The sequence below is a fragment of the Pseudoclavibacter helvolus genome (assembly GCF_049707175.1).
Classification (GTDB): domain Bacteria; phylum Actinomycetota; class Actinomycetes; order Actinomycetales; family Microbacteriaceae; genus Pseudoclavibacter; species Pseudoclavibacter helvolus_A.
In genome coordinates this window covers 210,812-236,675 of record NZ_JBNAFM010000003.1, presented here as the reverse complement: position 1 = coordinate 236,675, position 25,864 = coordinate 210,812, and the positions used below count along the sequence as shown (strand labels likewise).

The window sequence follows — 25,864 nt, the reverse complement described above, 5'->3', positions numbered from 1 at the left end:
ACGGAACCGTCCGGCGTGACGGCCGCGAGGGCACTGTTCGCGGCCGTGACGAACAGGGACGTGTAGGCCTGCTCGGCGCTGAAGTGTCCCGTCGTCGGTTAGGAGCCGCCGCTGAGTCGTGACCACTCGGAGATGAACACGAGCCGGGCGACCGGCTCCTGGGCGTCGACCTCCAGTCGTTGGTTGAACGGCTGGATGTAGAGCTGTCCAGGAAGGAGGTCCACGCTGTGTGTTCCGGTTCTGATGGTTTGACGACCGTCGATGCCGATGACCGCGATGAATGCGTCGTCGTCGAAGCTTTCGTTCAGGCCTTCGAGCGCGAGGGTCGCGGCCGTGTGCCAGATTCGGCCCATCACGAAGGGCCTTCGGCGTACGACGTCGGCGAAGAGCTGGAACTGCCCACGTGTGGCCAGCGTTTGCCATCCGTGGTCCTGCAGCCAGGATCTCGCCGCATCGTGGGTGAGGGCGACTTCGCGGGCGATGACCTGGTTGGTGGTCGTGGGGTGTGTCAACGTCGTGCGTCCATCGGTTCTGGGGGTTGGGGTGAAGCGATCCTAGACACCGACTGACACGGGAACGTTTCGACTGGGCACCAAAGGACCCGCGCGGCGTGGGGTGAGCCTCGCGCAGGCGGAAACGCGGGCGAACGGCGGTTCCGGTCAACCTTGCGTCAATTCTGCCCAAGGGGCCGGAATCCTAAGTTGGGCGTGCCGGCGGCAGCGCTGAGGAGCCGCCGGCACGCGAGTTGCCTCCTAGGTGCAGGTCGGTGCGCTGAAGACCGGAAGGCTGAAGCGGATGTCATCGTTGTTCGCGGGGTGCGCGGGAAGCGCGAATCCAATCCGCATGGAAGTAGCGGCCGAGGAGGGCGCCGTCCACGTGACCGTGTGCGTGGTCTCCGGCTCCGGCAGCACCTGCACACCGGCAAGGCCCGGCTTCGTGGTCGCGAAGAACAGGTCCACGCCGTTGATCTGCAGGGCGACGTTCTGGCGCTGCTGGAGCTGGGGAATCGTGCGGGTTCGGAATGTCAGCGTGTATGTGACACCGGCGACGGGTGTGAAGGTGGTGTCGAGGAAGATGTAGGTCTCACCCGACCCGATGGCGCCGATTCGGTCGCGCAGTGAGAGGTAGCTGCTGTCGTTGTTTGTGGACATCGGGATTGTGGGGCCGCCGAACCCGGTTGGTGTGGGTTCGGGACGCAGAGAGCCGATGATCTCCTCAGTCCACTGGTTCGGGTTCTGCACGTTCGGGCAGGCTCGCGAGGCGGCGTGTGCGGGCGCCGCCACGGCGAGGCCGATGGCGGGGATGCTCCAGGCAGCCCCTTGCACGACGTAGCGGCGGCCGACGCTGCCGCGATCGGGGGAGGTCTCGTGCTGGTTCGACATGTGCTATCCCTTACAGGCAGACGATCGAGGGCACGATGCGGTAGTCATCGCCGTTGGAGATGGTGGTCGGCTGAGCCGTGAAGTACATCTGCAGGAGGACCGAACCGGTCGAGGTCGCGACGTAGTCGATCTAGATGGACTGTGCCGGGCCGAACCCCTGGCCGCACGGTGGTGGGGTCTGCACAGGGTTTCCGAACCCGGCCTTCGTGGAGCGCCCGCCGATGAAGGTACCGGCGATAAAGGCGTCGAAGTTCGTATTCGTGGTGCCGGCCGTGGGGTTGCAGCCATCGCCTGTCTGAATCGCGTAGCTCACCCGGTACGTCCGCCCGCTGACGACCGCCAGGTTGGCGCGCATCTCGAGCTGGAAGGGGTTCGTGGGTGAGTTGGAGTCCTTAAAGTAGTTAAACGACCGGTTGGCGCCGGTTCCCTCCCAGTAGTACGGACCGACGCCAGTCTGCCGCTCGATCGCAGTCCACTCCGCGTCCGCTGGCACGGGCGGGCAGACGAACTGGGACGCCGCGCGCGCCGGCGTCGCCGCCGTGAGCGCGATGACCGGCACTGTCCAGGCGGCACCCGCGATCAGGGTCCGGCGGGAGGTGTTCTCAGATGGCTCGGGTGTTGCAGTCGCGTCGGTGCGCATGGCAGGTCTCCTCGGGGGTGGACGGCGGCGAGCCTGGCAGCGTCGCCGTGCCACTCATGCTGACGAAGCCGACCGTCGCAACCCAGTGCTTGGGACGAACTCGCGCAGACTGCGCCAAAGTGGCATTGCGTGCGGGCGGGCTTTGGTTCGATCAGTGCCCACGCCCGAGACGGGCCGAGGTGTCGTCAGCCGCAGAGAGCTGAGACGCGCAGCGCGTCGAGGTAGCGTCTGGTCATCGCCGTCTGCACTCGGTGAGCGGCCGGGCCGCCGAGGCGCGTGAACCACCTACCCGGAGCAGAGAAAGCGACGATGGTGAACACCACGTCTCCCGCATCCGTCAGCCGCACCTCGAAGCGCTCCTCCCCACGCTCCGGATGCCCGGGCAATGTTCCGTAGGCGAACCCGCAGCTCGTCTCGGTGCGTTCGACCCACACGACAAGGCATGGGATGCGGAAGCGCAGCGGGCCGAGTCGGAGCTTCATCTCAACGTGCGACCCCAGACGCAACGGCACATCGGACAGGGTCACGTCGGCTCCGGCGCGGCTCTGCGCGCGGCCGGCAAGCAGGTCGATGGATGCGCGCTCGAAAGCTGCTCGCCCATGCCCGATGACGAGGGACTCGCGAACGTGTCGATAGCCGCTGGGCAGCGTCCCGGCGGTCGCTCCGACCTCCGCATACGTGAGTTCTGGCATGTGATCACGGTAGTCCGCACCTCCGTGGCTCATGTCCGCGATCGTTTCGATCAGTACGCTGCCGTCGTGTCCACGGCGTCCCGCGAGACGACCGCGGCGATCTGCTGTCCCTCAGTCGCGCTCGTGAACAGGGCCACCACGAGGTCGTCGTCGACGTGCCAGAGGTCGACGTGCTGTATCGACGTCACCACGAGCTTGTTCGCCGCCCACGAGTCCTTGACGGGTGCCTCGGATCGCGGCGTGCCCCACTCCGCGACGAAGGCTGACCGGACGTCACTCATGATTTTGGCGAGTGCCGTCTCCTCCTCGAGTCCGGAAGGCTCCCGCTCATCGATGACGGCGAGCTCGTGCCCCCACGCTGCCGCGGTGTGGTGGAAGCCGTCGAGCCGCCCGAAGCGGATGCCGTCGATTCGCGGCGTGTCGAACAGTGACGTGCAGGTCGCGACGACCGCGGCGACGTCCACCGGCGGGGCGACGAACGGAACCGAGGCCGCTGCCGCTGCCGCTGCCGGCTCCAGGCTCTGGGCCACACCTTCGCCCTTGACCTCCGCGACCCAGGCATCGAAGGGGTCCGGTTCGCGCAGTGACCAGTGGGACGGGACCGTCACCTCGAACTCCCGCTCGACCCAGGCCCGGAAGTCCGCCAGCGCCGCCACCGACTCTTCGTCGTCTTCGATCGGCGCTTCCACGATGGCGTAGCTGTCCAGCTCCAGGTAGCCGATCGCGAGGAGACGAAGGAAGTCGACGGCGTCGTCGGCCAGGTATAGGCGTTCGCCTTCCGAGCCGAGCAGGACGAAGCGGAGAGCGTCCCCCGGGTCGCGCCAGAGCGCCGCGAAACTCCCGGTGCCGTCCGTCTGCCCGAGTGGAAGAAGGCGGTCGTGCCCTTCTTCGTTCGGCTCGAACCAACCGGTGAGCGACTCCGTAGGCGAGAACACGATGCCGAGCTCTGAGGTGCCCGCGTAGGGCGTCAGGAAGTAGCCGTGTTGGTTCTCGAAGCCCCAGCCCCGCGCCTCCATCCATGTCCACGCACGTTCGAGAGGCTCGGGGATCGTCATCGTGTTCGGGAGCTTGGGGGTCAGGAGCTGGGCGAGGTTCGACATGCTCCCAGTATGACGGCCGCGCTTGAGTGCTGCCGGGGAGCAATGCGGCACCAGAAAAGTCCCGCCAACGCAATCGCGTGGGCGGGACTTTCGGACGTGCAGTGATGGTCTATGGGCGCAGGAGCACCTTGCCGACTCGTCCGGCGGTCATGCTCGCCTCCACGGCGTCCGTGATCTGCTCAAATGGGTAGACGGCGGCTACCGGCAGTGTGAGCTGCCCTGACCCGATGTGCTGGAGCAGCTCGCCGAACAGGCGCTGCTTGAGCCCGGCATCGATCGACTGGCTGACCTTGCTGCCCCAGAATCCGCGGACCGTCGCCTGCTTGAAGATGATGTCTCCGGACGCGAGCTCGAGCGTGGGCGACGCCATGGCGCCGAAGACGACGAGCTCGCCGTTCTCGGCGAGCAGCGAGAGCACCTCGCCTGCGGACCTGCCGCCGACGGATTCGATGCCGACCTTGATTGGTGCCCCACCGGTGAGTGCGGCGACCTCGTCCCTCCAGCCTTCGCCGTCGGTTGCAACGACACGTTCGATGCCCTGAGCGCGAAGCTCCTCGACGCCCTCCGCACGCCGGACCAGGCCGACGACGTTGATGCCACGTGCGGTGCCGAGTTGCGCGATCATGCGGCCGACGGCCCCGTTCGCGGCGTTCTGTACGAGCCAGTCGCCCGACTGCAGACCGAGCGACTCGAGCAGGCTGATGGCGCTGAAGGGCATGGCGACGAGCTGAGCAGCCGCCTCGTCAGGCACCGATTCAGGCACGGGAATCAGGCCAGCAGCAGGCGTGGTCACGTACTCGGCCCAGGCGCCGAAGGAACCGCCGGTCGCGACCCGCTGACCGACCGACAGGCCGTCGACACCCGGCCCGAGCGCATCCACGATCCCAACGGCCTCGGTGCCGGCTCGCGCGGGCAGCTCCGGCTTGTAGCCGTAAGTGCCGCGGACGGTCCAGAGGTCGTGGTTGTGGATGGGGGAGAGCAGGATGCGAAGTCGCACCTGTCCGGCGCCTGGCTGCGGCAGCTCGTGGTCTTGGACCTCGAGGACGTCCTGGGGCTCTCCGAAGACGGGGTGGGTGATGGTGCGCATGTGTTCAGTCCTCCGAGACTGTGATCGTGACGTCGATGTTGCCGCGTGTGGCGTTCGAGTACGGGCACACCTGGTGTGCCGCGTCGGCGAGGGCCTGCGCCTCGTCGTGCTCGAGGTTCGGGATGACGACCTCGAGCAGTACCGCGAGCTGGAAGCCGCCTTCGCCGTTCGGCCCGATCTGCACGCGGCCGCCGACGCTCGAGTCCTTCACGTCAACCTTCTTGCCGCGGGCGACGGCGTGGAGTGCGGAATGGAAGCAGGCGGCGTAGCCGGCAGCGAAGAGCTGTTCGGGGTTCGCGCCGTCGCCGGAACCGCCCATCTCCTTCGGCACGGCCATTTGGAGGTCAACGGTGCCGTCGCTGGTGGCGACTCGGCCGTCTCTTCCTTGGCCGGTCGAGAGCGCTTCTGCCGTGTAGAGCACGTCCATGGCTGGTCCTTCTTTCACTGTTTGTCCGCTGCTTCGGCGGCGGATTGCATGGTTTCGGTCAGGTGGTGGAGGGTGCGCAAGAGCGCTGCGCCCGACTCGGCTCCATCGAGCCCGGTCCCGGCTGCGATGCGGGCCGGGATGTGCGAGAGCTCCGATCGGAGTGCGACTCCTCGCGCCGTCAGGCGCACGTCGATCACACGCTCATCGCTCTCGCGGCGGTCGCGGGAGATCAGCTCGGCATCGGCCATGCGTTTGAGGAGGGGGGAGAGGGTTCCCGAGTCGAGCTGCAACAGCTCGCCGAGTGAGCGGACCGTCTGCTCGCCGTCGTTCCAGAGCACCACCAGCACGAGGTACTGCGGATAGGTGATGCCGAAGGGCTCCAGCAGCTTCCGGTAGGCCTGTGTGGTGGCCCGGCTCGCCGCGTAGAGGGAGAAGCAGATCATCTCGTCGGTGACTGGCATGCCACTATCATTGCACGCAATTTAATTGTGCACAATCTATTACCGTCAACTTGTCAAGTCCGAGGTGGTTCGGCACCCGGCAGTCGCCGCGCCCGGAAGGTCGCCGCGCCCGTTAGATTGTGTGCACCCCCGAACTCTGAGGAGCGTCCGTGCCCCGCCAGTCTTCCGCGCAGCGCGGCCAAGCCCGCCGACCCTCGGGGGCGAAGCGTGCACCGGCGCCACGCCGCACCCGACAAGGTGCCGCGAAGCGGACACAGGTGTGGTGGCAGCAGCCGAAGCCGGTGACGCACGCCGTGCGCTACCCGAGGCTGGCGGCGGCCGCGTTCCTCGGAGTAGTCACGGTGGCGACCCTCGCGGTGACGCTGGGAATCCTCTGGATCTTCGTCCCAGAGGTGGCCGACCGTACGCTGCAGCAGGCCGCTCGCGCGGGTGCGCAGGTCGTCGACTTCGTGGAGTCAGTCCTCACCGTGCTTCTACCCGCACTCTGAAAGAGTGGCCGGGCCGATCCCCAGAACCGACCCGGCCATGTTGCGCGATGGAGCGCGAAGCTCACGTCGACCCCTCGACGGTCACCGCTGTTGCAACGACTCCAGGATCACGTCTCGGCGGGCATCCGACGAGCGAAGATGCGGACTTGGCGGAAAGCGTCCGCTCGCGCATCGCTTAGCCGGATTCGCGGGTTCGAACGACCCCGGTCCCGACCCGGAGCATTCCCCGGAACCGGCTTGCCCACCAGACCAGCGCCCCCGCCACGAACAGCGCTGCCAAGAGCCCGATCACGTGAAGTGACAGCGACACGAGGCCATGCTCGGGAAGCAGGAAGCCGTAGGGCACCCACCCATCGGTGGCTCCACGAGCCAGCACCACGAGCATCCACAGCATCGGGTAGGGAGCCACGAGCCAGAGCCGTCGCCACGGCAGCACAGGTCGATCGCCAACGAGTAGCCAGTCGGCGACGACGACAACGGGGAACACGATGTGCAAGACCGCGCTGACCCACGGCGGCGCCGACCCGGTACCTGGAACGAGCGTGTTGTACACGACACCGACGATCACGAGGCAGCTCGTCGCGATGGCACGCAGAATCGAGAGCCAGCCCGGTGCTGGGCGTCCGAGCACGGCGAGCGCGCCGGAGCCGATGAGCAGGATGCACGTGATCAGACTCGTCTGATTGGTGAAGTACCCGAAGAAATCGAAGGGATTCCCGTCGCCGACACGCACTCGGCCCGCGTAGGTCCAGATGAGCATCGCGATGACCGCACAACCGAGTCCAATGCGCACCACGCCGACCGCGGCGTAGGAACCCTCGCCCCGCCCCGCCGTCGTCACGTTCGTCAGCCTCGTCACCCCCGTCAGCATAGGGCCGCGGGGCGGGCCCGTGTCCACGCCAGTCCCTCCTAAGATCTGAACCGTGACCGACGACTCCCTCCTTCGCCACCGCACGAACGCCGACGCCTCGGAATCGGGCCTCTCCGAGGCGATCGAAGAGGTGCTCACCGCCGTCAGCGCGCTCCTCCTCGAACACGGAGACGCCGCCATCGATGACGGCGAGCTTGACCCCGTCTACCGGGCGCACGTCGTCGAGATCCTCACCGAGGCTTGGACTCGGCTCGCGGCCCTGCGCGACTTCGGGCACTTGCAGGCCCCGGCCGCCATGGACCTCGGCCTCATGCAGGCAACCGCCGACGTCCTCCTCGAGCAGGGACTGCATCCAGCCCAGCCGATCGTCTCCGCAAACGTCTTGTTCGAGGCGGCCCTCCCAGCGTTCGCCGTGCGACTCCCCGTTCCCACAGTCACGGTGGCCTTGGTCCTGCACACCAGCGTCTTCGGTCGCTTTGTGCCGGGTGCCCTCGCCTATGCCGAGACCCTGCGGACCCAGCTCTCGTCGGTGCAGCGCAACGCAGAGCTGCGCCTCGCCCGGCAGCTCCATGAGACGATCTCCCCGCAGCTGGCGGGTGGGCCTCAGCGAGCCGCGGCACTCGTCGAGGCCCTGAGCTGGGACCTCGCACAGCCGGCGCCCTCGACGTTCCCCGGTGCCCTCCTCGAGTACGCGGAGCATGCCCCCGCAGTGCTCACCCCGGTGCTGGTCACCGAGATCGGTGCCAGGGGTCGGGTGTCGGCCGCCGCCGAGCAAGAACTCCACGCCATCGCGGTCGAGGCCATCCGAAACTCGAGACGCCACGCCGCCGCGAGCCGAATCGACGTGGTCCTGCTCTGGCGCCCCTCGTCGCTCGTGCTCACGATCTTCGACGACGGTCGCGGCGCATCCGCTCCGCTTGAGGAGCTCGGCGCTGGCACCTTCGGCGTCACTGAGATGCGTCAGCGCGCGCTCCTGGTGCACGCACGCATCGGCTTCGAGACGAACGAGGCGGGGACCACCGTCACCATCACCTGCCCGACGGTGAACAACGCAGACGGCGCGGACGCCAGGGCCTGAGGCTCTGGCGTCCGCGCCGGGGTTACCTGCGCTGGTCCGCGACGTCTACGGGGTCGGCATGCCGCCGTTCACGTTGAGCGTCTCACCGAGCACGTAGCTCGACTCGGGCGAGGCCAGGAAGACGTAGGCCGGTGCGAGCTCGGCGGGCTGCCCCATGCGTCCGAGCGGCGTGTCCTCGCCGAACTCCTCGACCTTCTCCGGCGGCTGCCCATCGGTCACCTGAAGGGGCGTCCAGATCGGCCCGGGCGCAACCGCGTTCACGCGGATGCCCTTCGGTGCCAACTGCTGGGCGAGCCCCTTCGTGAAGGCGTTGATCGTCGCCTTGGTCGAGGCGTAGTCCACGAGGATCGGGGCGGGGGAGTACGCCTGGATCGAGGTGGTGTTGATGATCGTCGAGCCCGGCGGAAGGTGGGGAATCGCGGCCTTCGAGATTTCGAACATGGCGTACACGTTCACCTTGAACGTCTCATCGAACTGCTCGCTCGAGAGCGTCGTCAGGTCCTCGTTGTAGATCTGCTTGCCTGCGTTGTTGACGAGGATGTCGAGCCCTCCGAGCTTCGCGACGGCTGCGTCTGCGAGCCCCTTCACGTACTTCTCGTCGGTCAGGTCGCCGGGCAGCTGCACGACGGTGACTCCTGCATCCTGAGCGATGGCCGTCACGCGGTCTGCGTCTTCCTGTTCCTGGGGCAGATAGGCGATGGCCACGTCGGCTCCCTCGCGGGCGAACGCGATGACGGTTGCGGCTCCGATCCCGGAGTCGCCGCCGGTGACCAGCGCACGGCGCCCCTTCAGGCGCCCCGTGCCTTCGTAGGTGCTTTCGCCGAGGTCTGCGGTGTCGCGCAGCTTCGAGTCGAGGCCGGGCTCGGTCTGATCGTCGGAGTTGGGCTCGATGTCGCTGTAGAGCTTGGTCGGGTCGGTGAAGGTGTATTGGTTTGCCATGTGAGGCTCCTGGGGGTTGGTGCTTCGGGATGAGGGGAAAGCGTGGGAGGAAGCGGTGCGAACGCTTCCGGTCGTGCTTAGATGGTGGCGACCGACCCGGAGTCGACCCGGTAGTTCGATCCGTTGACGAAGGATGCGCGGTCGGAGCAGAGGAAGGTGATGACGGATGCCACTTCGCTCGGCTCGCCGCGGCGACCGAGTTCCATGTACGGGCGTTCCTCGTCGAGGAACGACTCGATGGCTTCGTCGACGCTGGTGTCGAGCTCCTTGGCCCGCTTTTCCATCATCGCGTCGGTCATCGGCGTCGAGATGAAGGCCGGGGAGACGGCATTCACGAGCAGCCCCTCTGAGGCGTAGCTCCTTGAGAGCCCCTTCGACAGGGCGAGGATGCCGGCTTTCGCGGCGCAGTACGGCAGCTCGTCGTCGTAGGGCTGAACAGCGTCCTCCGAGGCCAGGAACACGATGCGGCCCCAACCGCCCTTGCGGAGCGAGGGGAGGAACTGCCGCACGAGACGCACAGGCCCGAGGAGATCGATCTCGACGGTCTTGGTCCAGCCTTCGTCGTCGATCTCGTGGAAGAGGCCCTGCGCGCCCGTGATGCCGGCCGATTGCACGAGGATGTCGATGTCGCCGACGTGCTCCTGGACGAAGCCGTGCAGCTCGGCGAGCTCGTCGAGCTTCGTGATGTCGGCCGCGTGTGCAAAGAGGCGGCCCTCCGGGGCGTTGAGCTTCGCGGCGGCCTCGGCGAGCGAGTCCGGGTCTTGGTCGCTCAGGACGACGATCGCTCCCTCGTCGAGGAGCTGCTTCGCGGTCTCCCAGCCGATGCCGGAGTCGCCGCCGGTGATGAGTGCTTTCTTTCCGGTGATGCCTAGGTCCATGTTGAGGTCTCCCGTCTTGGTGCTTTGTGTCGTGTGGTGCTGCGTGAGAGGTGGGTCGAGAGGTTGAGGGCAGGGGATGGGCGCAGTGAGTGACGGCGCTCAGCGCGGCGTCGTGGTGCCGAACTCGTTGGCGGCTCGGCCGCGACCGGCGCCCTGGAGCGCGAAGATCGACCCGCTGAGCGGCGCCTCGACGAGGTCGTTCTCGGTGAGGTTCTCGCGGGCGGTCCCGATGAAGAGCGTCGAGAGCTCTGGCCCTCCGAAGGCGACGGACGTCACGTTCGCCGCTGGCATTGACACGTCGGCGAGCGCGGCGCCGTCGGCCGCCCAGCGCGCGACGCTCCCGGCGCCGTAGATCCCGTTCCAGAACGTGCCGTCCGCAGCGCGAGCGAGACCGTCGGAGTTTCGCCCCTTCACGAAAGGCTCGAGCGCACCGAGGTCGTCGGGCCCTGGTCCGTAGCTCGCTCGGTAGATCGTCTGGGTCGAGGTGTCGGTGACGTACATCGTGTCACCGGAGTCGCTCCACTCCAGCCCGTTTGTCGTGTGGAAGCCGCCGAGGAGCATGCGGACGGTGCCGTCCGCATCGAACGTGTAGAGCGCGCCGTCGGGCGCGGTCGTGGTCGTGTTCATGGATCCCACCACGAATCGGCCGAACGGGTCGACCTTGCCTTCGTTGAAGCGGATGCCGCCGTGCGAGTGCTCGACGGAGGCGACGGTCTTCGTGACCCTGCCCTCTGGGTCGAGCTCGACGATTCGGTCCTGGAGTGCCGCGACGAATCCGCCGCCGCGAGCCGGCTGCACGGCGCTGACCGGTGCGGGCAGCGCGACGACGCGATCCCCGCTTCCGTCGCGTGCACCGTCCATTCGGCCTCGGTGGAAGGAGCCCGAGGTGATGTCCACCCACGCGAGTTCCGCGGTGCGCGCATCCCACCAAATGCTCTCGACAAGGATGGAGCGGAGCTCGCGGAAGACAGTCGGATCACTCGTCACGGACGGCCTCCTTCGGCGCCAGCTCCCGGAGAAGGAGCGCCGCGTTGACGAGTGCGAGGTGGCTCAGCCCCTGCGGAAGGTTGCCCCAGAACGCCCCGTCGCCCGCCGCGATCATCTCTGCGAGCAGGCCGACGTCGTTCGTCTGCGCGACGAGATCGTGCATCGCCTCGACGGCCTCGTCGTATCGCCCGACGCACGCGAGCGCCGAGACGCGCCAAAAGGCGCACGCCACGAAGGTGTGTTCCTCGGCGGCGACTCCGGAATAGCGGTACAGCAGCGACCCGGCACCGAGCTCCGCGGTGAGGGCATCGATGGTGGAGGACATCCGCTCCCCGCGGTCGAAGCCGCTCGGGGCATGCAGCAGCACGGAGGCGTCGAGTCGGTCGGAGCCCGGGTACATGACGTAGGCGCCGCGCTCGGCCGACCAGCAGTGCTCGAGCGTCCACTCGCGGATCCGGTCGCGCTCCGCTCGCCACCGGTCGACGTCACCCTCGAGGTGGGCGCCCTCCGCGAGCGCCACGGCGTCGGTCAGCGCCTGCCAGCAGCCCATCTTGGAGGAGGTGTAGTGCTGGTCTTCGCCGAGCTCCCACATGCCCGCGTCGCGCTTGCGCCAGTCGTCGCACGCCTTGTCGGCGACTTTCGCGAGGAGCCGGGCGGTCTCGACGTCGAGCAGGTTGCCATCGTCGACGTAGGTGCGGCTGATCGCGATGAGGTCGCCGTAGATGCCGAGCTGCAGTTGTCCTTGCGCCGGGTTGCCGGTCACGACCGGCGTGTTGCCGCGCCATCCGGGCACGTCGTAGTGCTCGACCCCGGCGCAGGTGCCTCCGTCCAGGGTGTACATCACGTAGATGTCGGGGTCTTGCTCTCGGATGGTGCGGAGCAGCCAGGAGATCGCGGCGTGGGTCTCTTCCCTGAGGCCGAACCAGACAAGCGCGTGGGCGGTGTACGCGAGGTCACGGATCCAGGCGAAGCGGTAGTCCCAGTTCTTGCCCCCAGCTGGGTTCTCGGGGAGGGAGGTTGTCGCGGCTGCGGCGATGGCACCCGTCGGGCTGTAGATGAGGAGCTTCAGGGCAAGGGCGCTGCGCTGCACCTGGTCTGCCCATGGGCCGTCGTAGGAGAACTCCTCGGACCAGCTGAGCCAGCTCTGTACGGTCCGGTCGATGCCCTTGTCGACGTTCGTCGGGTCGGGTACGCGCAGCGGCTCGCCGTCGGTAGCGGTCAGGACGAGAAGGTGGCGAGACGCCGCGGTGACCATGAAATCGCCGTGCAGCTCGGCCGGGGTTCCGAGCGATGGGTCGGCGGGTGCCGGCCCGTGCTCGGTCCCGACGACCGCAAGCGAGAGTTCGCCGCAGCGGATGATCGTGTGGTCGCCGACCCGGTCCAGCCACGGTGATCTCGTGCCGAGCATTGTTCCGGGCGCCACGCGCCAGCTGAACGGCACCGATCCCTCGACCCCGTCGATTCGTCTCGCGAGCTCCGCCCATGGCAGGCGACCGGCGACCCCGGTGACCATCGCATCCGTCACCACTGCGACGCCGTCGGCGGTGCGGAACGTCGTCTCGAGCACGTTCGTCTGCTCGATGTACCGCCGCGAAGACTCGAAGTCGACGGTCGGTGCAAGCTCGATGCATCCGCCCGCCTCGTCGTCGAGGATGCGCGCGAACGCCGGCAGGGAGTCGAGATTGGGGAGCGGCAGCCAGTCGATTCGACCATCGGGCGCGACCAGTGCGACGGTGCGGCCGTCGCCGATGGCGGCATAGTCGCGGAGAGGGAGTCCTGGGGGAGTCTGCGTCATAAGGGTCACGACGCTACGTGACGCCGCGGCTCGCTCAGTGGGAGTTTCCTCCGCGTCCCTGAGTGGATGCGGCTACTCGTGGGCGCGTGGTTACCCCGTGGCGCGAGGGGTGTCAACCCTCCTGTGATCTTGCGGACGACCTGCGTAGCGTGCAGGGGGTCGGGACGTGATTCTCCTCCGCCCTGCGGTCTCGTCGGAAGGAAGCGCAGTGTCAGGAACACCCCGACCGACCGCCGTCCAACCGGGCTTCTGGCCAGGCTGCGAGTCGCTGCTGGCGGCGGCAGCGGCCTGCGATGGTGACGCGGTTCCGCTTCTCCGCGCCCTTCGGGACCTGCCGAGCCCGCCTGTCCCCGGCGAGGGCAAGACTCGTGCCCTCGTGCAGCTGCTCGCTGGCATCGCCGCTGAGGATGTGACCGCGGCGCGCGTTGTCGAGCCGCATTTCGATGCCGCCGCGATCCTCGCCCAGGCAGACCACACCGCGGAGCCCGGGGCGACCTGGGGCGTGTTCGCCGCAGCTTCACCGGTCGAGGTCACCTGGACTGCCGAGCTTTCAGGAACGGGGGAGCGGCGCAGGGCAGAGCTGTCCGGCACGAAACGCTGGTGTTCCCTGGCGGCGCACCTCGATCGAGCGCTCGTGACCGCGAGGGATTCCGAGGGCGAATGGATCTTCATCGTTGACCTCACGCACGCCTCCGTCATGCCGCACCTCGGCGGTGCGCCGTTCACCGGACTCCGCGGTGTGCCGAGTGGACCGATCGAGCTCTCGTCGACCCCAGCCACGGTCGTCGGCGCTGGCCCCGACTGGTACACCGCCCGCCCCGGATTCGCGTGGGGCGGGATCTGCGTTGCCTCAGTCTGGTTCGGCGGAGCCGTCGCGCTCGGGGAGACGCTGACCGTTGCGGCGTCCACCCGCGCCCCGGACCAGCTCGCACTTGCGTGGCTCGGCGAAGCAGACCGCCTCCTTCACGCCGCCCGAGTGCAGCTCGACGACGCGGCCGACCGCATCGACGCCGGTACCGCCGATTGGGCGCTTGCGCTTCGAGTGCGCGCCAACGTGGCGAGCACCTGTCGGCGCCTCATCGCGATCTGCGGCGAGGCACTCGGGCCGGGGCCATTGGCGTTTGACGCGAGGCACGCCAGGCGCGTCGCCGATCTTCAGATGTATCTCGCCCAGCATCACGGTGCGCGCGACGACGAAGCACTCGGCTCGCTGCTGCACGCGAACGGACACGGCTCCAGCGAGTGGCCGGCCCACGCCGGCGTCGGGCTCCCCTCGTGATTGGGGCAGCTGCGCCGGGGTTCACACACCGGCAGGAAGGCACGCCAGAGCACGAATGGCGGGACGCGGGCATCGATGCGCTGCCGCCGCTGCTCCCGGGCAGCCTCGACGAGGAACTGGGTCCAGGCGCGCTGTTGCTCGTCGGGGCCGCGCACCCGGACGACGAATGCCTCGGGGCCGGAGGTCTCATCGCCACGGCCCTCGAAACGGGTGCCCGCGTGACCGTGTTGCTCTGCACGCTGGGCGAGGCCTCCCACCCACACTCCGGCGACGTGACGCCGGAACAGCTGGGCGTCAGGCGGCGGGCCGAGTTCGACCGGGCGCTCGAGCTCCTCGATCCCGAGTCGGAACGGCTCGCGACCGTCGACCTTGCCCTGCCGGATGGCGGTCTCTCCGAACGAGCCGAACGCATCGAGGCAGCCGCGCGCGCGATTGTGCGCGAAGCCCGTGGCGACCGCGTGGTGATCGCCGCGCCGTACCGCCGGGACGGGCATCCAGACCACGAGGCCGTCGGCGGAGCGCTCGCCCGCTGCGCCCGTGACGCCGGGGCGCTGCTGCTCGAGTTCCCGATCTGGTTCTGGCACTGGGCCCGGCCAGACACCGACACGGAGTGGCGTCACTGGGCGAGGCTGCCGCTTTCGGCGCGGACGCAGTCGCGTAAGGCGGCCGCCATCGCCGCGCACGTCTCCCAATTGCACCCACTGTCGGCCCGCGACCGAGATGCGCCCGTGCTCTCGTCGGGCCACCTTGCGCACTTCCGGCGCGCCGCCGAGGTGTTCCGCATCACGGCCCCCGCGACTCAGGACTCCGACTTCGCCGGCGCCGTCTTCGACGGCGTGCACGGCGACTCGGCCGACCCCTGGCAGCTCCGGTCGAGCTGGTACGAGCGGCGCAAGCAGGCGCTGGTGCTCGCGATGCTGCCGGCGGAGCGCTTCACGAGCACGCTGGAGATCGGATGCTCCATCGGCGAATGCACGGTTGCCCTCGCCGCACGAAGCGACCGGGTCCTGGCCGTGGATGCGAGCCGTGCCGCCCTCGAACTTGCCGAGACACGGCTCGCGCAGCACCGGAACGTGACGCTCACCCAGGCCACCTTGCCGCAGCAGTGGGACAGGCTTGGCGAGGAAGCTACGCAGTTCGACCTCATCGTGCTGTCCGAGACGGGCTACTACCTGGCCGAGGACGAGCTGTGCGAGCTGATCGCCAGGTCGCGGCGTGCGTTGACGCCCACGGGCGTCCTGCTGCTCTGCCACTGGCGAGGCCCCATCGTCGGGTGGCCGCTGGACGGCGACACGGTGCACGAGCTCGTCGCTGGCCTCGGGATGCGCCGGTTGAGCAGCTACGCCCAGGCCGAGACGCTCGTCGACGTTTTCCAGAACACTGCAGACGGCGACAGGAGCTCCTGCCTGCGCCGCCTCGGGAACGTCCCGCCAGCAGACATGCCACCCGAGGCCGGTGAACGGCGATGACCGCCCGTCCCACGCCCATCCGGGAGATCGTCGTCGTCGTGCCCGTCCGCGACGAGGAGCTCACGCTTGAGGCCTGCCTGTGGGCTCTGACCTTCGCCATGGACTCGCTCGGCGCTTCGGGAACGACCCCAGGCCCTCGGGTCACGGCGATCATCGTGCTCGACACGTGTCGAGACGCGAGCGCGCTGATCGCTGGGCGGGCCTCGGCACGCGACCCGCGCATCCGTGTCGTCGAATGCCTGCGCGGCTCGGTCGGAGCGGCCCGCCGCGCAGGCGTGCGAGCGGCGCTCACTCCCGACGCCCCGTCCGTCGCGCCCGAGGCAGGGGTCACCTGGATTGCCTCGACCGACGCCGACTCGATGGTGCCGGCGGACTGGCTGGTCTCTCACCTCCAGATCGCGGACGACGGCGCCGACATACTGCTCGGCACGGTCAGCCTCGCAGCCGCACCTGACGACGCCGAACTGGGAGCACGATGGCGCTCGAGCTACGCCGACGACGAAGGCCGCCCGCACATCCACGGTGCCAACCTGGGAGTCAGGGCATCCACCTACCTCCTCGCGGGAGGCTTTCCGCCCGTCCGAGAACACGAGGACGTCGAGCTGGTGGCTGCGGCCGAGGCGGCCGGCGCGGTCATCGTCGCCAGCGAGCGGATGCCCGTCGTCACGTCAGCGCGTCGGATCGGGCGCACGCCCGGCGGCTTCGCGAGTTTCCTCAGCGACCTTTGTGATCCAGCGCAGCGTCCACGCGAGAATCAGCACACGACCACCGAGAGGAGCATGCGATGACACCGTCCCGAGGATTCGACCACGAGGTGTACGCGGGGTACCTCAACGCTCACCTGCTGGCATCCGAAGCCGGGCTCAGGGCGTTCAAGTCCGCAACGGCCACCTGGCAGGGCACCAAGCACGAGCAGACGATGCGGCTGCTGGTCGCGCACATCGCATCCGACCGACGTGACCTGCGATCGCTCATCGAGCAGCTCGGCTACCGCGAATCGTTGCTCAAGCTGTGGCTCACGAACGCGGCGAGGGTGGCCGGAACGTTCAACCCGGTTAACGTCCTGCGGCTCAGGGAACGCCCGAGCACGCAGCTCGAACTCGACACGCTCACCGGCATGGTCAGAGCCAAGCTCTCGATGTGGGAGGCGCTCATCGCTCTGCAGCCCCGCGACGAACGCCTGCTGCTCGCGGGGCTCAAGGAACTCGAGGCCCGAGCGCAGATCCAGATCGACCTCATCCAGAGCATCAGCCAGGACTCCGTCGAAGAGCGTTTCCTCGAGCTCGAACCCAGCTCCGGCACCGGGCGATGAGCCCACGCGCGATCGTCGTCGGGGCGGGGCCGAACGGCCTCACCGCGGCAGCCCTGCTCGCGAAGCGGGGCATCGAGGTCACCGTCTACGAGCGTGACGCACAGATCGGCGGCGCCGCGCGTTCCGCCGAGCTCTTCGGTCCCGGTTTCGTGAGCGATCTCGGCGCAGCCGCCCACCCGTTCGGCATCGCGAGCCCCGCGTTCCGGGAACTCGAGCTCGAACGCAACGGCCTCGAGTGGGTGCATCCCGACATCCCCATGGCGCATCCGCTTCCCGGCGGGCGTGCGGCAATGCTACACAGGGACATCGAGGAGACCGTCCGCGAGCTCGGCGTTGACGGCCCGGCATGGCGCCGACTCCACGAGCACTTCGCCCAGCGTCCGTTCGAGACGGTTGAAAACACGATGGGCCCCCTCCTGCGCATCCCCCCGCATCCGGTCGACATGGTGCGACTCGGCATCCGCGGCGCGCTCCCCGCCGCGACTCTCGCGGGCCTCGCGTTCAGAAGCGGGGCGGCGAAAGCACTTCTGGCCGGTTCCTCCGCCCACGCGACTCTGCCGCTCACCCGGCTCCTCACCGCCGCCTTCGGCATAACGTTCGGGGCGCTCGGACACAGCACGGGGTGGCCCGTCGCACGCGGCGGCTCTTCCGGAATCACGGATGCCCTGGCCCGCGTGCTGCTCGACAACGGCGGCCGCATCGAGACGGAAACGGAGATCACCGACCTTCGCGAGTTGCCACGGGCCAATGCCGTACTCCTCGACCTCACTCCGGCCCAGGTCCTCCGCATCGCGCCCGAGCAGCTGGAACCTCGGTACGCCGCGCACCTGCGGCGGTGGCGGTATGGCGCGGGTGTGCACAAGATCGACTACCTGCTCGATGGCGTCGTGCCGTGGTCGGATGCTCGGGTCGCGGGTGCCGGGACGGTGCACGTCGGCGGGCGCATGGAGGAGATCGTCGCTGCAGAGCGCGCCGTCAACCGCGGACGGATGCCCGAACGTCCGTTCGTGATGGTCACGCAGCAGTCGAACGCCGACCCCAGCCGCACCCGGGACGGGAAGCAGGTGCTCTGGACCTACGCGCACGTGCCGAACGGCGCGTCGGATGCGGTGCGCCCCCTCCTCGAAGCGCAGATCGAGCGCTTCGCGCCCGGCTTCGGCGACCTCGTCCGTGAGCGGCGCGAATGGAGCCCGAGCGCGCTCGAAGCATGGAACCCGAACCTCATCGGCGGCGACATTGGAGGTGGGTCGCTCGCAGGCTCGCAGCAGATCTTCCGGCCCGCACCGACGCTCCACCCCTACCGAGCGGGGCGGCGCGGACTCTACATCTGCTCATCGTCCGCACCTCCGGGTGGAGGCGTCCACGGCATGCCGGGCATGCACGCAGCAAGGGCGGTACTCCACGACCTGGCGCCACGGGGCGTCGGCGTCCGGACCGGACGCTACGGTTGAGCCATGCATCCACCCGTCACCGGCACCCAGCATCATCTCGAGCACGCGGCGACCCGCGTCTCCGTCGGCACCGTCGCGGCGGTGCTTCGCTCGCTCGAGGTCGACGGCGTCCTGCTCGTCGAGGACTTCGGCGACGACGTGCTCCCGCCCTTCGGTGCAGGCATCACCCTCTTTCCGTGGCCGAATCGGGTTCGAGACGGTCGGTGGAACCACGAGGGCACAACGCAGCAGCTCGACCTCACCGAGCCGAGCAAAGGTAACGCCTCCCACGGGCTCCTGCGAAACACCGAATACGCGGTGCTGAGCACGACGGGATCCGCCATCGAACTCGGCGCGACCGCGTTCCCGCAGCACGGGTGGCCGTTCACGCTGCGACACCACGTTCGCTACCGAGCGACGGAGAACGGTCTCGAGGTCACGCACACCGTCACCAACCTCGGAACCGGGCCTGCCGTGTTCGCCGTTGGCGCGCATCCGTACTTCCGCCTCGGCGAGGAGCCCATCGCCGATCTGGTCGTCACCGCCGACCTGGTCGAGCGAGTGTGCCTCGATGACCGCCTGCTGCCCGTCGACACGGAAGCCGTCGACATCGGCGGCCCCTTCGACCTGACCGCAGGCCGCCGGGTTGGAGACCTCGACCTCAACTACGCGTTCCGGGTCCGCGCGAGCGGCGACCGTGTGTTGCTCGCCATCGAATCTGCCGCCGGGGCCCGCCTTGAACTGTGGGGCGACGATGCCTTCCGTCACCTCCAGCTCTACACGCCCAGCGACTTCCCTCGAACGGACGGACGGCACGGCGGCACCGGGCTCGCGTTTGCCGCCGAGCCCATGACGGCCCCGCCGGATGCGCTCAACTCCGGTATCGACCTCACGCGCATCGAGGCCGGCGGCACGTGGACCGCAGCCTGGGGCGTCAGGTACTCGGGCTGAACTGCGGCCCTCCTCTGGGGAAGCGGGGCGCTAGATGCCGCTGCCGGACGACCGCCGGATCACGAGACGCGGTTCGACCAGCAGCTCGTTCGGCAGCGAGTCCTTGCCCGCCTCCGCCTCAACAAGCCATCGTGCGGCCTCGCGGCCGATGACCGCGTTGTGCGGATCGACGGAGGTCAGGGAGACGCCGGCGATCGAGGCCAGGAAGGAATTGTCGTACCCGGTGAGCGCCACATCCGCAGGTGTCAGCCCACGCTCGTCGAGGGCACGCTGCACGCCGAGCGCAGCCAGGTCATTGGGTGCGATGATCGCGGTCGGGCGAGGCGACCGTGCGAGAACACTCGTGGCGGCCATATAGCCGCCGAGCTCAGTGAAGTCGCTCTCCTGCACATGCACGAAGCTCCCCAGGCCGTGACGCGCCATCGATTCCTCGTAGGCGTCTGCTCGGCTCCGACCGACGGCGGTGAGGCCCCCGAGGTGGACGATGTCGCGGTGCCCGAGCGACGTGAGATGGTCGACGAGCAGCGCGAGGCCCTTCCTGTCGTCGGTGCGCACGCTGCCCGCATTCGGCAGCCCCTCCGCCACGCCAGAAGCCACGACGACCGGGCGATCCTCGGCGAGCGATCCCAGCGAGGCGACGTCGGGGAGGGACCCGGCGATGAGCACGCTGCGCGGACGCAGATCGCTGAGCGTGGCGATCGTGCCCTCGTTGAGACGGCGCACCGTTCCAGACTGCGGAAGCACTGCCGTGGTCATGAGCCCGCGGCGGCCTGCTCGGTCGAACTCAAGGCTTGCGGCGTCGATGATCTCCGCAAAGACCGGGTTCACCGGATCGGCCACAAGAATTCCGATGAAGTCGCTCATATTCGTCGCGAGCGAGCGGGCCAAGAGGTTCGGGCGAAAGCCGAGCTCCTCGGCGGCCGCGAGCACGCGACTCTTGCGGGCTTCGCTGACTTTCTCAGGGTCGCTGTAGACCAAGGAGACCAGAGACTTGGACACGCCAGCCACCGCTGCCACGTCACGAATAGTCGGACGCTTTGCGGAATTTGGGACAGCTGGACGCTGAGGTTCTGACAAGAGGTCTCCTGGGGGAAACGCTGATAGTAGGACACCCGGGGGACGGGTCCATGAACTGCACACTCTACGCCGAAACCCCGCCGTGGTGCCGAACGTCGCCGTTAGGATCACCCTATGGTGACCCGACTTCGCGACCTGCTCGATTTTGTTGAAGAGAACTGGCCCACATCGGGAGCCGAGTCCTGGGACTCGGTCGGTCTGGTGTCCGGCTCGCCCGACGCGGAGGTCAGCCGCTTACTCCTCGCCGTCGACGCCGTGCAGCTCACGGTTCAGGAGGCGGTGGACAGCGGAGCAGACCTGCTGCTCGTGCACCATCCGCTCCTGCTGCGCGGCGTCACCACCGTTGCGGAGACAACCGCCAAGGGGGCACTGCTCGCCCGCCTGATCAGGGCCGATTGCGCACTCATCGCCGCGCACACCAACGCCGACGTCGTCGAGACCGGCACATCCGCGGCGCTCGCTGCCACCCTCGGGCTCGAAGAGGCGCGGCCAATCGTTCCCTCCGCTGCGAACCCAGACCGAGGGCTCGGACGGGTCGGGGTTCTCAGCACGCCGACGACGCTCGGGACACTCGCCCGGAGGCTCGCCAGCATCCTCCCCGCGACCGCCACGGGCATCCGCGCAGCCGGATCCTTCGACCGCGAAGTCTCGACGGTTGCGCTCTGCGGGGGAGCGGGCGACTCGCTCCTCGATCACCCCGCCGTGCGCGCCGCTGATGTCTACATCACCAGCGACCTTCGACACCACCCGGCGTCAGAGGCCCTGGAACAGGCGCTCGCCAACGGAAGCGGCCCCGCCCTCATCGACACCTCGCACTGGGCGAGTGAGTGGCTCTGGCTCGAGCACGCCCAGCGCGAGCTGCTCGCTGCGTTTCCGGACCTTCGAGTCGAAGTGTCCGAGCTTCGGACCGACCCATGGGACTTCGCGATTCCCCAATGACGCCAACGGCTGAGCCGCGCGCCGCGTCGGTGCCACACGACTTCACGACAAAATGAGGACACTATGAACGCCATCACTGACAAGAACACGAGCCGAGCATGAAGGCCAGCGAGGCCGACCAGCGACGCCTGCTTGAGCTCGCTGAGGTCGACACGAAACGACGCCGAGTGCAGCACGTGGCGAAGAACTTGCCGGAGCAGCACCACTTGAACGCTCTCGACGAGGAGCGCACGCGACACCGTGCGGAAGTCGTGCGGCTGCTGGGCCAGCTCGAGGACTCACGCAGTGAGCTTCGGAAGATCGAATCCGACGTCGAGACGGTCGAGGCTCGCCTGAAGCGAGACGACAGTCGTCTGCAGGAGGCCTCGAGTCGGAAGGACATCGAGGCGCTGCAGCGGGAGATCGAAGTGCTGCAACGGCGGCGGACGATCCTCGAAGACGGCGAGCTCGAGGTCATGCAGCGGGTTGAAGAGGAGACAGCCGCCCACCAGGGTGCACTCGACGCGCAGAAGGCCGTCGAAGATCGCGCTGCCGAGCTCACTGTCCTCCGGGACGCCGCGCGCGAGAATCTCAAGGGCGAGTACCGGGTCCTCTCCGAGCAGCGGACCAGCGTGCTCGCGACGCTACCCGCGGATCTGGTCGCGCTCTACGAGAAGCAGCGCGAGCGATACGGCGTGGGAGCGGCCGAGCTGATCGGCATCATCACGACCGGCACAAACGTTGCGCTTGATCGCCCCGAGCTGGAAAAGATCCGGCGCGCAGCTCCCGATGACGTCGTGATCTGCCCGGACTCCGGCGCGATCCTGGTCCGGACCGAGAAGTCCTCCCTCTAATGGCAGAAAGTCGAGCGCCCGCGGCCGAGTTCTGACATACTCGGTCGTGGAGCGCCGACGGCGTCGCTTACGTGAAACGCATCGTTGCTCCTCACCTATTACTACGGATCGTCCGGCACGTACCTGCCGGTAATGAGGGAGTACTCCTATGGCAACTGTGACCTTTGAAAGCGCCTCGCGCATCTACACCGAGGGCGCACGGCCCGCGGTCGACAGCCTGGACCTCGAGATCGACGACGGAGAATTCCTCGTCCTCGTCGGCCCGTCCGGTTGCGGCAAGTCCACGTCGCTGCGCATGCTCGCAGGCCTCGAAGAGGTGAACCGCGGACGCATCCTCATCGGCGACCGTGACGTCACCCACCTGCCCCCGAAGGACCGCGACATCGCAATGGTCTTCCAGAGCTACGCGCTGTACCCGCACATGACGGTCGGCGAGAACATGGGCTTCGCGCTCAAGATCGCCGGCGTCAACAAAGAGGAGCGCGCCAAGCGCGTCCTCGAGGCTGCCAAGATCCTCGACCTCGAGCCTTACCTCGACCGCAAGCCGAAGGCCCTCTCCGGTGGTCAGCGCCAGCGTGTCGCCATGGGTCGCGCCATCGTCCGAAGCCCTCAGGTCTTCCTCATGGACGAGCCGCTTTCCAACCTGGACGCGAAGCTCCGCGTGCAGACGCGCACCCAGATCGCGAGCCTCACGCGCCGCCTCGGCGTCACCACGGTCTACGTCACGCACGACCAGACCGAGGCGCTCACGATGGGCGACCGCATCGCCGTGCTCAAGGACGGCGTGTTGCAGCAGGTCGGAACGCCGCGTGAGCTCTACGCGAAGCCAAAGAACGTCTTCGTTGCAGGCTTCATCGGCAGCCCGTCCATGAACATCTTCGGCGCCGACCTCACCTCAGAGGGCGTCCGCTTCGGCACCGACATCATCCCGCTCGAGCGCGCGACCCTCGCGAAGCTCAAGTCCGGCACGGCCACGGTCGGCGTCCGCCCCGACGACATCATCATCTCCCGTGAGGAGAAGCCAGGCCTCAAGGTCGAGGTCGACCTCGTCGAGGAGCTCGGCGCGGAGGGCTACCTCTACGGCCACTCGGTCATCGACGGCAAGCGCACGGACATCGTCGCGCGCGTCGACGGCCGCAGCCACCCGGAGGTCGGCGAGACGATCTACGTCACCACGGACAACGACCACATCCACATCTTCGACCCGGAGACCGAGCAGCGCATCAGTGGCGCCCTCACCGAGGCCATTCGCCTGCAGGAGGCGAACGACGCCCTGGCGAGCGGAGCTGCGAACTAAGACGCTTCGTTGAGACAGGCGCCCTCCGCAGATCAGACGATCTGCGGAGGGCGTTCTGCTGTCTGGCGGCTTCCCAGCTGCCCTGCGACTCGAGATGCACGCGCATGCGCCACGGCACCGACGGCTCTCCTGCGTGCCCCGCTCTCTCGTGGTGATGGCATCGAGATGCGCGGACGGGGGAGCCCCAGGCATAACAGAAGAGGGGGAGCCGGTCGGCTCCCCCTCTTCTGTGCGGTTCCGTAGGAGGAACCCGGACCTTGCCTAGCCCTTTGTCGAGCCTGCCAGCAGGCCGCGCACGAAGTAGCGCTGCAGCGAGAAGAACACGATGAGCGGCACCAGGATGGACAGGAACGCACCTGCGGTGAGCAGCGGCCACTCCTGACCACGGGAACCAGTGATCTCGGCGAGCAGCTTCGTCATCGGTGCCACCGCCCCGTCGGCGAAGACAAGCGCGACGAGCAGGTCGTTCCAGACCCAGAGGAACTGGAAGATACCGAACGAGGCCACGGCGGGCAGCGTCAGCGGGACGATGATGCGGAAGAAGATCTGGCCGTGGCTGGCGCCGTCGACCCGCGCTGCTTCGATGACCTCACGCGGGATTTCCGCGATGAAGTTGTGCAGCAGGAAGATCGCGAGCGGCATGGCGAAGATCGAGTGGGCGATCCAGACCTGAGCGAAGCCAGCGTCCGCTCCGAAGGCGGCGATCACGGGAACCCCGAAGATCTCGCCACGGGCGAAGAGCTGGAGGAGCGGAACGAGCGCCATCTGGATCGGCACGACCTGCAGTGCGAAGACCAGGATGAACAGCCAGTTCTTGCCCCTGAAGTCCATCCACGCGAACCCATAGGCGGCGAGGAGGGCGATCGCAAGCGGGATGACCGTTGCCGGCAGCGCGATGACGATGGAGTTGAGGAACGCCTGCGCCATCGTCAGCTGGGTGTTGCCGGCAGCGAGCACCTCGACGTAGTTGTCGAAGGTGAGGCCCCAGTTCTCGAAGATCGTCCACCAGCCGGTGCTGACGACCTCGGCCTTCGGGCGGAACGAGGACACGAACAGACCGAAGGTCGGGATGGTCCAGATTACGGCGATCGTGATCGCCGCCACGGTCGCCCAGCGGCTCGTAAGGTTCTTCTTGACCTTGGCGCTGGTGCTCTTCTCACCACGCGCGAGCTGCTCCGCCGTCTTGTCGTCGACGGGAAGTTCGACTGGAACGATGGCACTCATCGGATCTCCCTCTGCTTCTTCATCTGGTTCGCGTTGTAGATGATGATCGGCAGCACGAGCACGAACAGGACGACCGCGAACGCGGCCGATCGTCCGGTCTCGAAGGTCTTGAACTGCGTGTACATCTCATTCGCGATGACGCTCGTGTCGTTGGCGCCTGCGGTCATCGTGCGGACGATGTCGAAGACCTTCAACGACGCGATGGAGATCGTCGTGACGACGACGATGAGTGACGAGCGGATGCCGGGGACCGTCACGTTGATGAAGCGCTGCCAGGGGTTGGCGCCGTCAAGCGAGGCGGCTTCGATCTGGTCCATCGGCACACCCTTGATGGCCGCCGAGAGCACGACCATCGCGAAACCGGTCTGCACCCAGATGAGCACGATGATGAGGAAGAACGTGTTGAGCGGCGACTCCGCCAGGAAGTCGTAGGGCTGCCCGCCGAACCAGACGAGGATCTGGTTGAGGAGGCCGATCTGGTCCTGGTCGGCCGGTCGGGCCGTGTACATGAACCGGAAGATGATCGACGCGCCGACGAACGAGATGGCCATTGGCATGAATACGAGCGCCTTGAGGAACTTCTCGCCGCGCGACTTGTCGATGAAGACCGCGTAGGCGAGGCCAGCGATGGTCGACAGGATGGGCGTGACGACGACCCAGATGATCGTGTTGACGACCGTGCGGATGCCGCTCGGCTGCGTGAAGATCCAGATGAAGTTCTCGAAGCCGACGAAGTCGCCAGCCTTGTTCGTGAACGCCTGACCGGTGGTCTGGATGCTCGGCACGATGAGGCCGACGATCACGAGGATGAGGGCCGGAGCGAGGAAGCCGATGAGGCCGATGAGGTAGCCAGCGCCTTCGCGCGACCTGTGGTCAAGCCAGAAGAGCAGTGCCCCGAGCACGATGGCGATGATGGCAGCCCACGTGTAAGTGCCGAGGATGAACACGAGCGCGACGGGGACTGCGATGCAGACAACAAGGCGCAGGACGGTGTACTTGGTGCCGGGTCGCGGTGCGAGCTCGACGAAGTAGACGATGAGCGCAACCACCGCGAGGAACGCGATGATCACGATCGGGACTTGCAAGAGTGGCGGCAGTTGGGCCAGCCATGTGAAGAAACTTGCCATTGTGACCTTCCAGGGTGGCAGACAAGCACGTTCGCGGGGGACGTCGTCGTCCGTGCGGTGGAATGCGTATGGAGCACCCGGCGGGTGCCGGGTGCTCCACA

The 25,864-nt window shown here is 67.7% G+C and carries 27 protein-coding genes; 11 read left to right on the top strand and 16 right to left on the bottom strand.

The genetic code is table 11. From position 1 onward, the window contains the following. Positions 1–98: 98 nt before the first annotated feature. The 8 genes from ACPYN9_RS03950 to ACPYN9_RS03915 all read right to left on the bottom strand — a co-directional run bounded on the left by ACPYN9_RS03950 (position 99) and on the right by ACPYN9_RS03915 (position 5,789). On the bottom strand, positions 99–512 hold the full coding sequence (locus ACPYN9_RS03950) for a hypothetical protein (RefSeq protein WP_424464087.1): 414 nt from the start codon (positions 510–512) through the stop codon (positions 99–101). 240 nt (positions 513–752) lie between these two features. Then, entirely contained in the window at positions 753–1,382 is a 630-nt protein-coding gene (locus tag ACPYN9_RS03945; protein WP_424464085.1) for a hypothetical protein, read from the bottom strand. A 130-nt stretch (positions 1,383–1,512) separates the two neighbouring features. Next, complete coding sequence (locus ACPYN9_RS03940) at positions 1,513–2,022, bottom strand: hypothetical protein (RefSeq protein ID WP_424464084.1); 510 nt, start codon at positions 2,020–2,022, stop codon at positions 1,513–1,515. Between the two features lie 185 nt (positions 2,023–2,207). Continuing rightward, positions 2,208–2,714 carry a DUF1990 family protein gene (locus ACPYN9_RS03935; protein WP_424464082.1) on the bottom strand — a complete coding sequence of 169 codons (507 nt, stop codon included), beginning with the start codon at positions 2,712–2,714 and terminating at the stop codon, positions 2,208–2,210. 50 nt (positions 2,715–2,764) lie between these two features. Next, positions 2,765–3,814 carry a hypothetical protein gene (locus ACPYN9_RS03930; RefSeq protein WP_424464080.1) on the bottom strand — a complete coding sequence of 350 codons (1,050 nt, stop codon included), beginning with the start codon at positions 3,812–3,814 and terminating at the stop codon, positions 2,765–2,767. 109 nt (positions 3,815–3,923) lie between these two features. Next, entirely contained in the window at positions 3,924–4,901 is a 978-nt protein-coding gene (locus ACPYN9_RS03925; protein ID WP_424464079.1) for a zinc-binding dehydrogenase, read from the bottom strand. A 4-nt stretch (positions 4,902–4,905) separates the two neighbouring features. Beyond that, the gene (locus ACPYN9_RS03920) at positions 4,906–5,328 is read right to left on the bottom strand and encodes an organic hydroperoxide resistance protein (RefSeq protein ID WP_424464077.1); all 423 of its coding nucleotides are present in this window, start codon (positions 5,326–5,328) and stop codon (positions 4,906–4,908) included. 14 nt (positions 5,329–5,342) lie between these two features. Continuing rightward, the gene (locus ACPYN9_RS03915; RefSeq protein WP_424464075.1) at positions 5,343–5,789 is read right to left on the bottom strand and encodes a MarR family winged helix-turn-helix transcriptional regulator; all 447 of its coding nucleotides are present in this window, start codon (positions 5,787–5,789) and stop codon (positions 5,343–5,345) included. A 257-nt stretch (positions 5,790–6,046) separates the two neighbouring features. Between ACPYN9_RS03915 and ACPYN9_RS03910 the strand changes: the two genes are divergently transcribed. Next, positions 6,047–6,277 carry a hypothetical protein gene (locus ACPYN9_RS03910; protein ID WP_424464073.1) on the top strand — a complete coding sequence of 77 codons (231 nt, stop codon included), beginning with the start codon at positions 6,047–6,049 and terminating at the stop codon, positions 6,275–6,277. 175 nt (positions 6,278–6,452) lie between these two features. On the opposite strand, the gene ACPYN9_RS03905 is transcribed toward ACPYN9_RS03910, so the two are convergent. Then, positions 6,453–7,136, bottom strand: a complete 684-nt coding sequence (locus ACPYN9_RS03905) for a Pr6Pr family membrane protein (RefSeq protein WP_424464071.1) — start codon at positions 7,134–7,136, stop codon at positions 6,453–6,455. A gap of 64 nt (positions 7,137–7,200) precedes the next feature. On the opposite strand from ACPYN9_RS03905, the gene ACPYN9_RS03900 reads away from it, so the two are divergent. Then, a complete protein-coding gene (locus ACPYN9_RS03900; protein ID WP_424464069.1) occupies positions 7,201–8,226 on the top strand; it encodes a sensor histidine kinase in 1,026 nt (341 codons plus the stop codon). A 45-nt stretch (positions 8,227–8,271) separates the two neighbouring features. Here ACPYN9_RS03900 and ACPYN9_RS03895 read toward each other — a convergent pair whose 3' ends face one another. From ACPYN9_RS03895 to ACPYN9_RS03880, 4 genes are all read right to left on the bottom strand, one after another. Then, a complete protein-coding gene (locus ACPYN9_RS03895) occupies positions 8,272–9,165 on the bottom strand; it encodes an SDR family oxidoreductase (RefSeq protein WP_424464068.1) in 894 nt (297 codons plus the stop codon). Between the two features lie 77 nt (positions 9,166–9,242). After that, positions 9,243–10,043 carry an SDR family NAD(P)-dependent oxidoreductase gene (locus ACPYN9_RS03890; RefSeq protein WP_424464066.1) on the bottom strand — a complete coding sequence of 267 codons (801 nt, stop codon included), beginning with the start codon at positions 10,041–10,043 and terminating at the stop codon, positions 9,243–9,245. Positions 10,044–10,142: 99 nt separating this feature from the next. Continuing rightward, complete coding sequence (locus tag ACPYN9_RS03885) at positions 10,143–11,030, bottom strand: SMP-30/gluconolactonase/LRE family protein (RefSeq protein ID WP_424464065.1); 888 nt, start codon at positions 11,028–11,030, stop codon at positions 10,143–10,145. Continuing rightward, entirely contained in the window at positions 11,020–12,825 is a 1,806-nt protein-coding gene (locus ACPYN9_RS03880) for a glycoside hydrolase family 15 protein (RefSeq protein ID WP_424464064.1), read from the bottom strand. Before ACPYN9_RS03880 ends, ACPYN9_RS03885 begins: the two co-directional genes overlap by 11 nt. A gap of 208 nt (positions 12,826–13,033) precedes the next feature. On the opposite strand from ACPYN9_RS03880, the gene ACPYN9_RS03875 reads away from it, so the two are divergent. The 6 genes from ACPYN9_RS03875 to ACPYN9_RS03850 are packed head-to-tail and all read left to right on the top strand — an operon-like array spanning position 13,034 to position 19,266. Beyond that, the gene (locus tag ACPYN9_RS03875; RefSeq protein ID WP_424464062.1) at positions 13,034–14,104 is read left to right on the top strand and encodes an acyl-CoA dehydrogenase; all 1,071 of its coding nucleotides are present in this window, start codon (positions 13,034–13,036) and stop codon (positions 14,102–14,104) included. Further along, a complete protein-coding gene (locus ACPYN9_RS03870; protein ID WP_424464060.1) occupies positions 14,101–15,573 on the top strand; it encodes a PIG-L family deacetylase in 1,473 nt (490 codons plus the stop codon). Before ACPYN9_RS03875 ends, ACPYN9_RS03870 begins: the two co-directional genes overlap by 4 nt. Then, complete coding sequence (locus ACPYN9_RS03865; RefSeq protein ID WP_424464058.1) at positions 15,570–16,361, top strand: glycosyltransferase; 792 nt, start codon at positions 15,570–15,572, stop codon at positions 16,359–16,361. The genes ACPYN9_RS03870 and ACPYN9_RS03865 overlap by 4 nt, the downstream gene beginning before the upstream one ends. Then, a complete protein-coding gene (locus tag ACPYN9_RS03860) occupies positions 16,358–16,885 on the top strand; it encodes a hypothetical protein (protein WP_424464057.1) in 528 nt (175 codons plus the stop codon). The genes ACPYN9_RS03865 and ACPYN9_RS03860 overlap by 4 nt, the downstream gene beginning before the upstream one ends. Further along, positions 16,882–18,336 carry a phytoene desaturase family protein gene (locus ACPYN9_RS03855; protein WP_424464056.1) on the top strand — a complete coding sequence of 485 codons (1,455 nt, stop codon included), beginning with the start codon at positions 16,882–16,884 and terminating at the stop codon, positions 18,334–18,336. The genes ACPYN9_RS03860 and ACPYN9_RS03855 overlap by 4 nt, the downstream gene beginning before the upstream one ends. A gap of 3 nt (positions 18,337–18,339) precedes the next feature. After that, entirely contained in the window at positions 18,340–19,266 is a 927-nt protein-coding gene (locus ACPYN9_RS03850; protein ID WP_424464055.1) for an aldose epimerase, read from the top strand. Positions 19,267–19,296: 30 nt separating this feature from the next. On the opposite strand, the gene ACPYN9_RS03845 is transcribed toward ACPYN9_RS03850, so the two are convergent. Continuing rightward, on the bottom strand, positions 19,297–20,283 hold the full coding sequence (locus ACPYN9_RS03845; protein ID WP_424464053.1) for a LacI family DNA-binding transcriptional regulator: 987 nt from the start codon (positions 20,281–20,283) through the stop codon (positions 19,297–19,299). 174 nt (positions 20,284–20,457) lie between these two features. On the opposite strand from ACPYN9_RS03845, the gene ACPYN9_RS03840 reads away from it, so the two are divergent. The 3 genes from ACPYN9_RS03840 to ACPYN9_RS03830 all read left to right on the top strand — a co-directional run bounded on the left by ACPYN9_RS03840 (position 20,458) and on the right by ACPYN9_RS03830 (position 23,412). Continuing rightward, positions 20,458–21,282, top strand: coding sequence for a Nif3-like dinuclear metal center hexameric protein (locus ACPYN9_RS03840; protein WP_424464051.1), 825 nt, complete (start codon positions 20,458–20,460; stop codon positions 21,280–21,282). Between the two features lie 98 nt (positions 21,283–21,380). Continuing rightward, positions 21,381–22,115, top strand: a complete 735-nt coding sequence (locus ACPYN9_RS03835) for a zinc ribbon domain-containing protein (protein ID WP_424464050.1) — start codon at positions 21,381–21,383, stop codon at positions 22,113–22,115. A gap of 148 nt (positions 22,116–22,263) precedes the next feature. Next, positions 22,264–23,412, top strand: a complete 1,149-nt coding sequence (locus ACPYN9_RS03830) for an ABC transporter ATP-binding protein (RefSeq protein ID WP_424464048.1) — start codon at positions 22,264–22,266, stop codon at positions 23,410–23,412. Between the two features lie 261 nt (positions 23,413–23,673). On the opposite strand, the gene ACPYN9_RS03825 is transcribed toward ACPYN9_RS03830, so the two are convergent. Next, a complete protein-coding gene (locus ACPYN9_RS03825; protein WP_424464046.1) occupies positions 23,674–24,636 on the bottom strand; it encodes a carbohydrate ABC transporter permease in 963 nt (320 codons plus the stop codon). Beyond that, on the bottom strand, positions 24,633–25,763 hold the full coding sequence (locus ACPYN9_RS03820) for a carbohydrate ABC transporter permease (protein WP_424464044.1): 1,131 nt from the start codon (positions 25,761–25,763) through the stop codon (positions 24,633–24,635). Before ACPYN9_RS03820 ends, ACPYN9_RS03825 begins: the two co-directional genes overlap by 4 nt. Positions 25,764–25,864: the final 101 nt, after the last annotated feature.

What these genes read in the sequence shown, in the direction of transcription:
- ACPYN9_RS03945 (WP_424464085.1), bottom strand. Translation starts at nt 1,382, where the DNA reads ATGTCGAACCAGCACGAGACCTCCCCCGATCGCGGCAGCGTCGGCCGC.
- ACPYN9_RS03940 (WP_424464084.1), bottom strand. Translation starts at nt 2,022, where the DNA reads ATGCGCACCGACGCGACTGCAACACCCGAGCCATCTGAGAACACCTCC.
- ACPYN9_RS03935 (WP_424464082.1), bottom strand. Translation starts at nt 2,714, where the DNA reads ATGCCAGAACTCACGTATGCGGAGGTCGGAGCGACCGCCGGGACGCTG.
- ACPYN9_RS03930 (WP_424464080.1), bottom strand. Translation starts at nt 3,814, where the DNA reads ATGTCGAACCTCGCCCAGCTCCTGACCCCCAAGCTCCCGAACACGATG.
- ACPYN9_RS03925 (WP_424464079.1), bottom strand. Translation starts at nt 4,901, where the DNA reads ATGCGCACCATCACCCACCCCGTCTTCGGAGAGCCCCAGGACGTCCTC.
- ACPYN9_RS03920 (WP_424464077.1), bottom strand. Translation starts at nt 5,328, where the DNA reads ATGGACGTGCTCTACACGGCAGAAGCGCTCTCGACCGGCCAAGGAAGA.
- ACPYN9_RS03915 (WP_424464075.1), bottom strand. Translation starts at nt 5,789, where the DNA reads ATGCCAGTCACCGACGAGATGATCTGCTTCTCCCTCTACGCGGCGAGC.
- ACPYN9_RS03895 (WP_424464068.1), bottom strand. Translation starts at nt 9,165, where the DNA reads ATGGCAAACCAATACACCTTCACCGACCCGACCAAGCTCTACAGCGAC.
- ACPYN9_RS03890 (WP_424464066.1), bottom strand. Translation starts at nt 10,043, where the DNA reads ATGGACCTAGGCATCACCGGAAAGAAAGCACTCATCACCGGCGGCGAC.
- ACPYN9_RS03880 (WP_424464064.1), bottom strand. Translation starts at nt 12,825, where the DNA reads ATGACGCAGACTCCCCCAGGACTCCCTCTCCGCGACTATGCCGCCATC.
- ACPYN9_RS03865 (WP_424464058.1), top strand. Translation starts at nt 15,570, where the DNA reads ATGACCGCCCGTCCCACGCCCATCCGGGAGATCGTCGTCGTCGTGCCC.
- ACPYN9_RS03860 (WP_424464057.1), top strand. Translation starts at nt 16,358, where the DNA reads ATGACACCGTCCCGAGGATTCGACCACGAGGTGTACGCGGGGTACCTC.
- ACPYN9_RS03855 (WP_424464056.1), top strand. Translation starts at nt 16,882, where the DNA reads ATGAGCCCACGCGCGATCGTCGTCGGGGCGGGGCCGAACGGCCTCACC.
- ACPYN9_RS03850 (WP_424464055.1), top strand. Translation starts at nt 18,340, where the DNA reads ATGCATCCACCCGTCACCGGCACCCAGCATCATCTCGAGCACGCGGCG.
- ACPYN9_RS03840 (WP_424464051.1), top strand. Translation starts at nt 20,458, where the DNA reads ATGGTGACCCGACTTCGCGACCTGCTCGATTTTGTTGAAGAGAACTGG.
- ACPYN9_RS03835 (WP_424464050.1), top strand. Translation starts at nt 21,381, where the DNA reads ATGAAGGCCAGCGAGGCCGACCAGCGACGCCTGCTTGAGCTCGCTGAG.
- ACPYN9_RS03830 (WP_424464048.1), top strand. Translation starts at nt 22,264, where the DNA reads ATGGCAACTGTGACCTTTGAAAGCGCCTCGCGCATCTACACCGAGGGC.
- ACPYN9_RS03825 (WP_424464046.1), bottom strand. Translation starts at nt 24,636, where the DNA reads ATGAGTGCCATCGTTCCAGTCGAACTTCCCGTCGACGACAAGACGGCG.
- ACPYN9_RS03820 (WP_424464044.1), bottom strand. Translation starts at nt 25,763, where the DNA reads ATGGCAAGTTTCTTCACATGGCTGGCCCAACTGCCGCCACTCTTGCAA.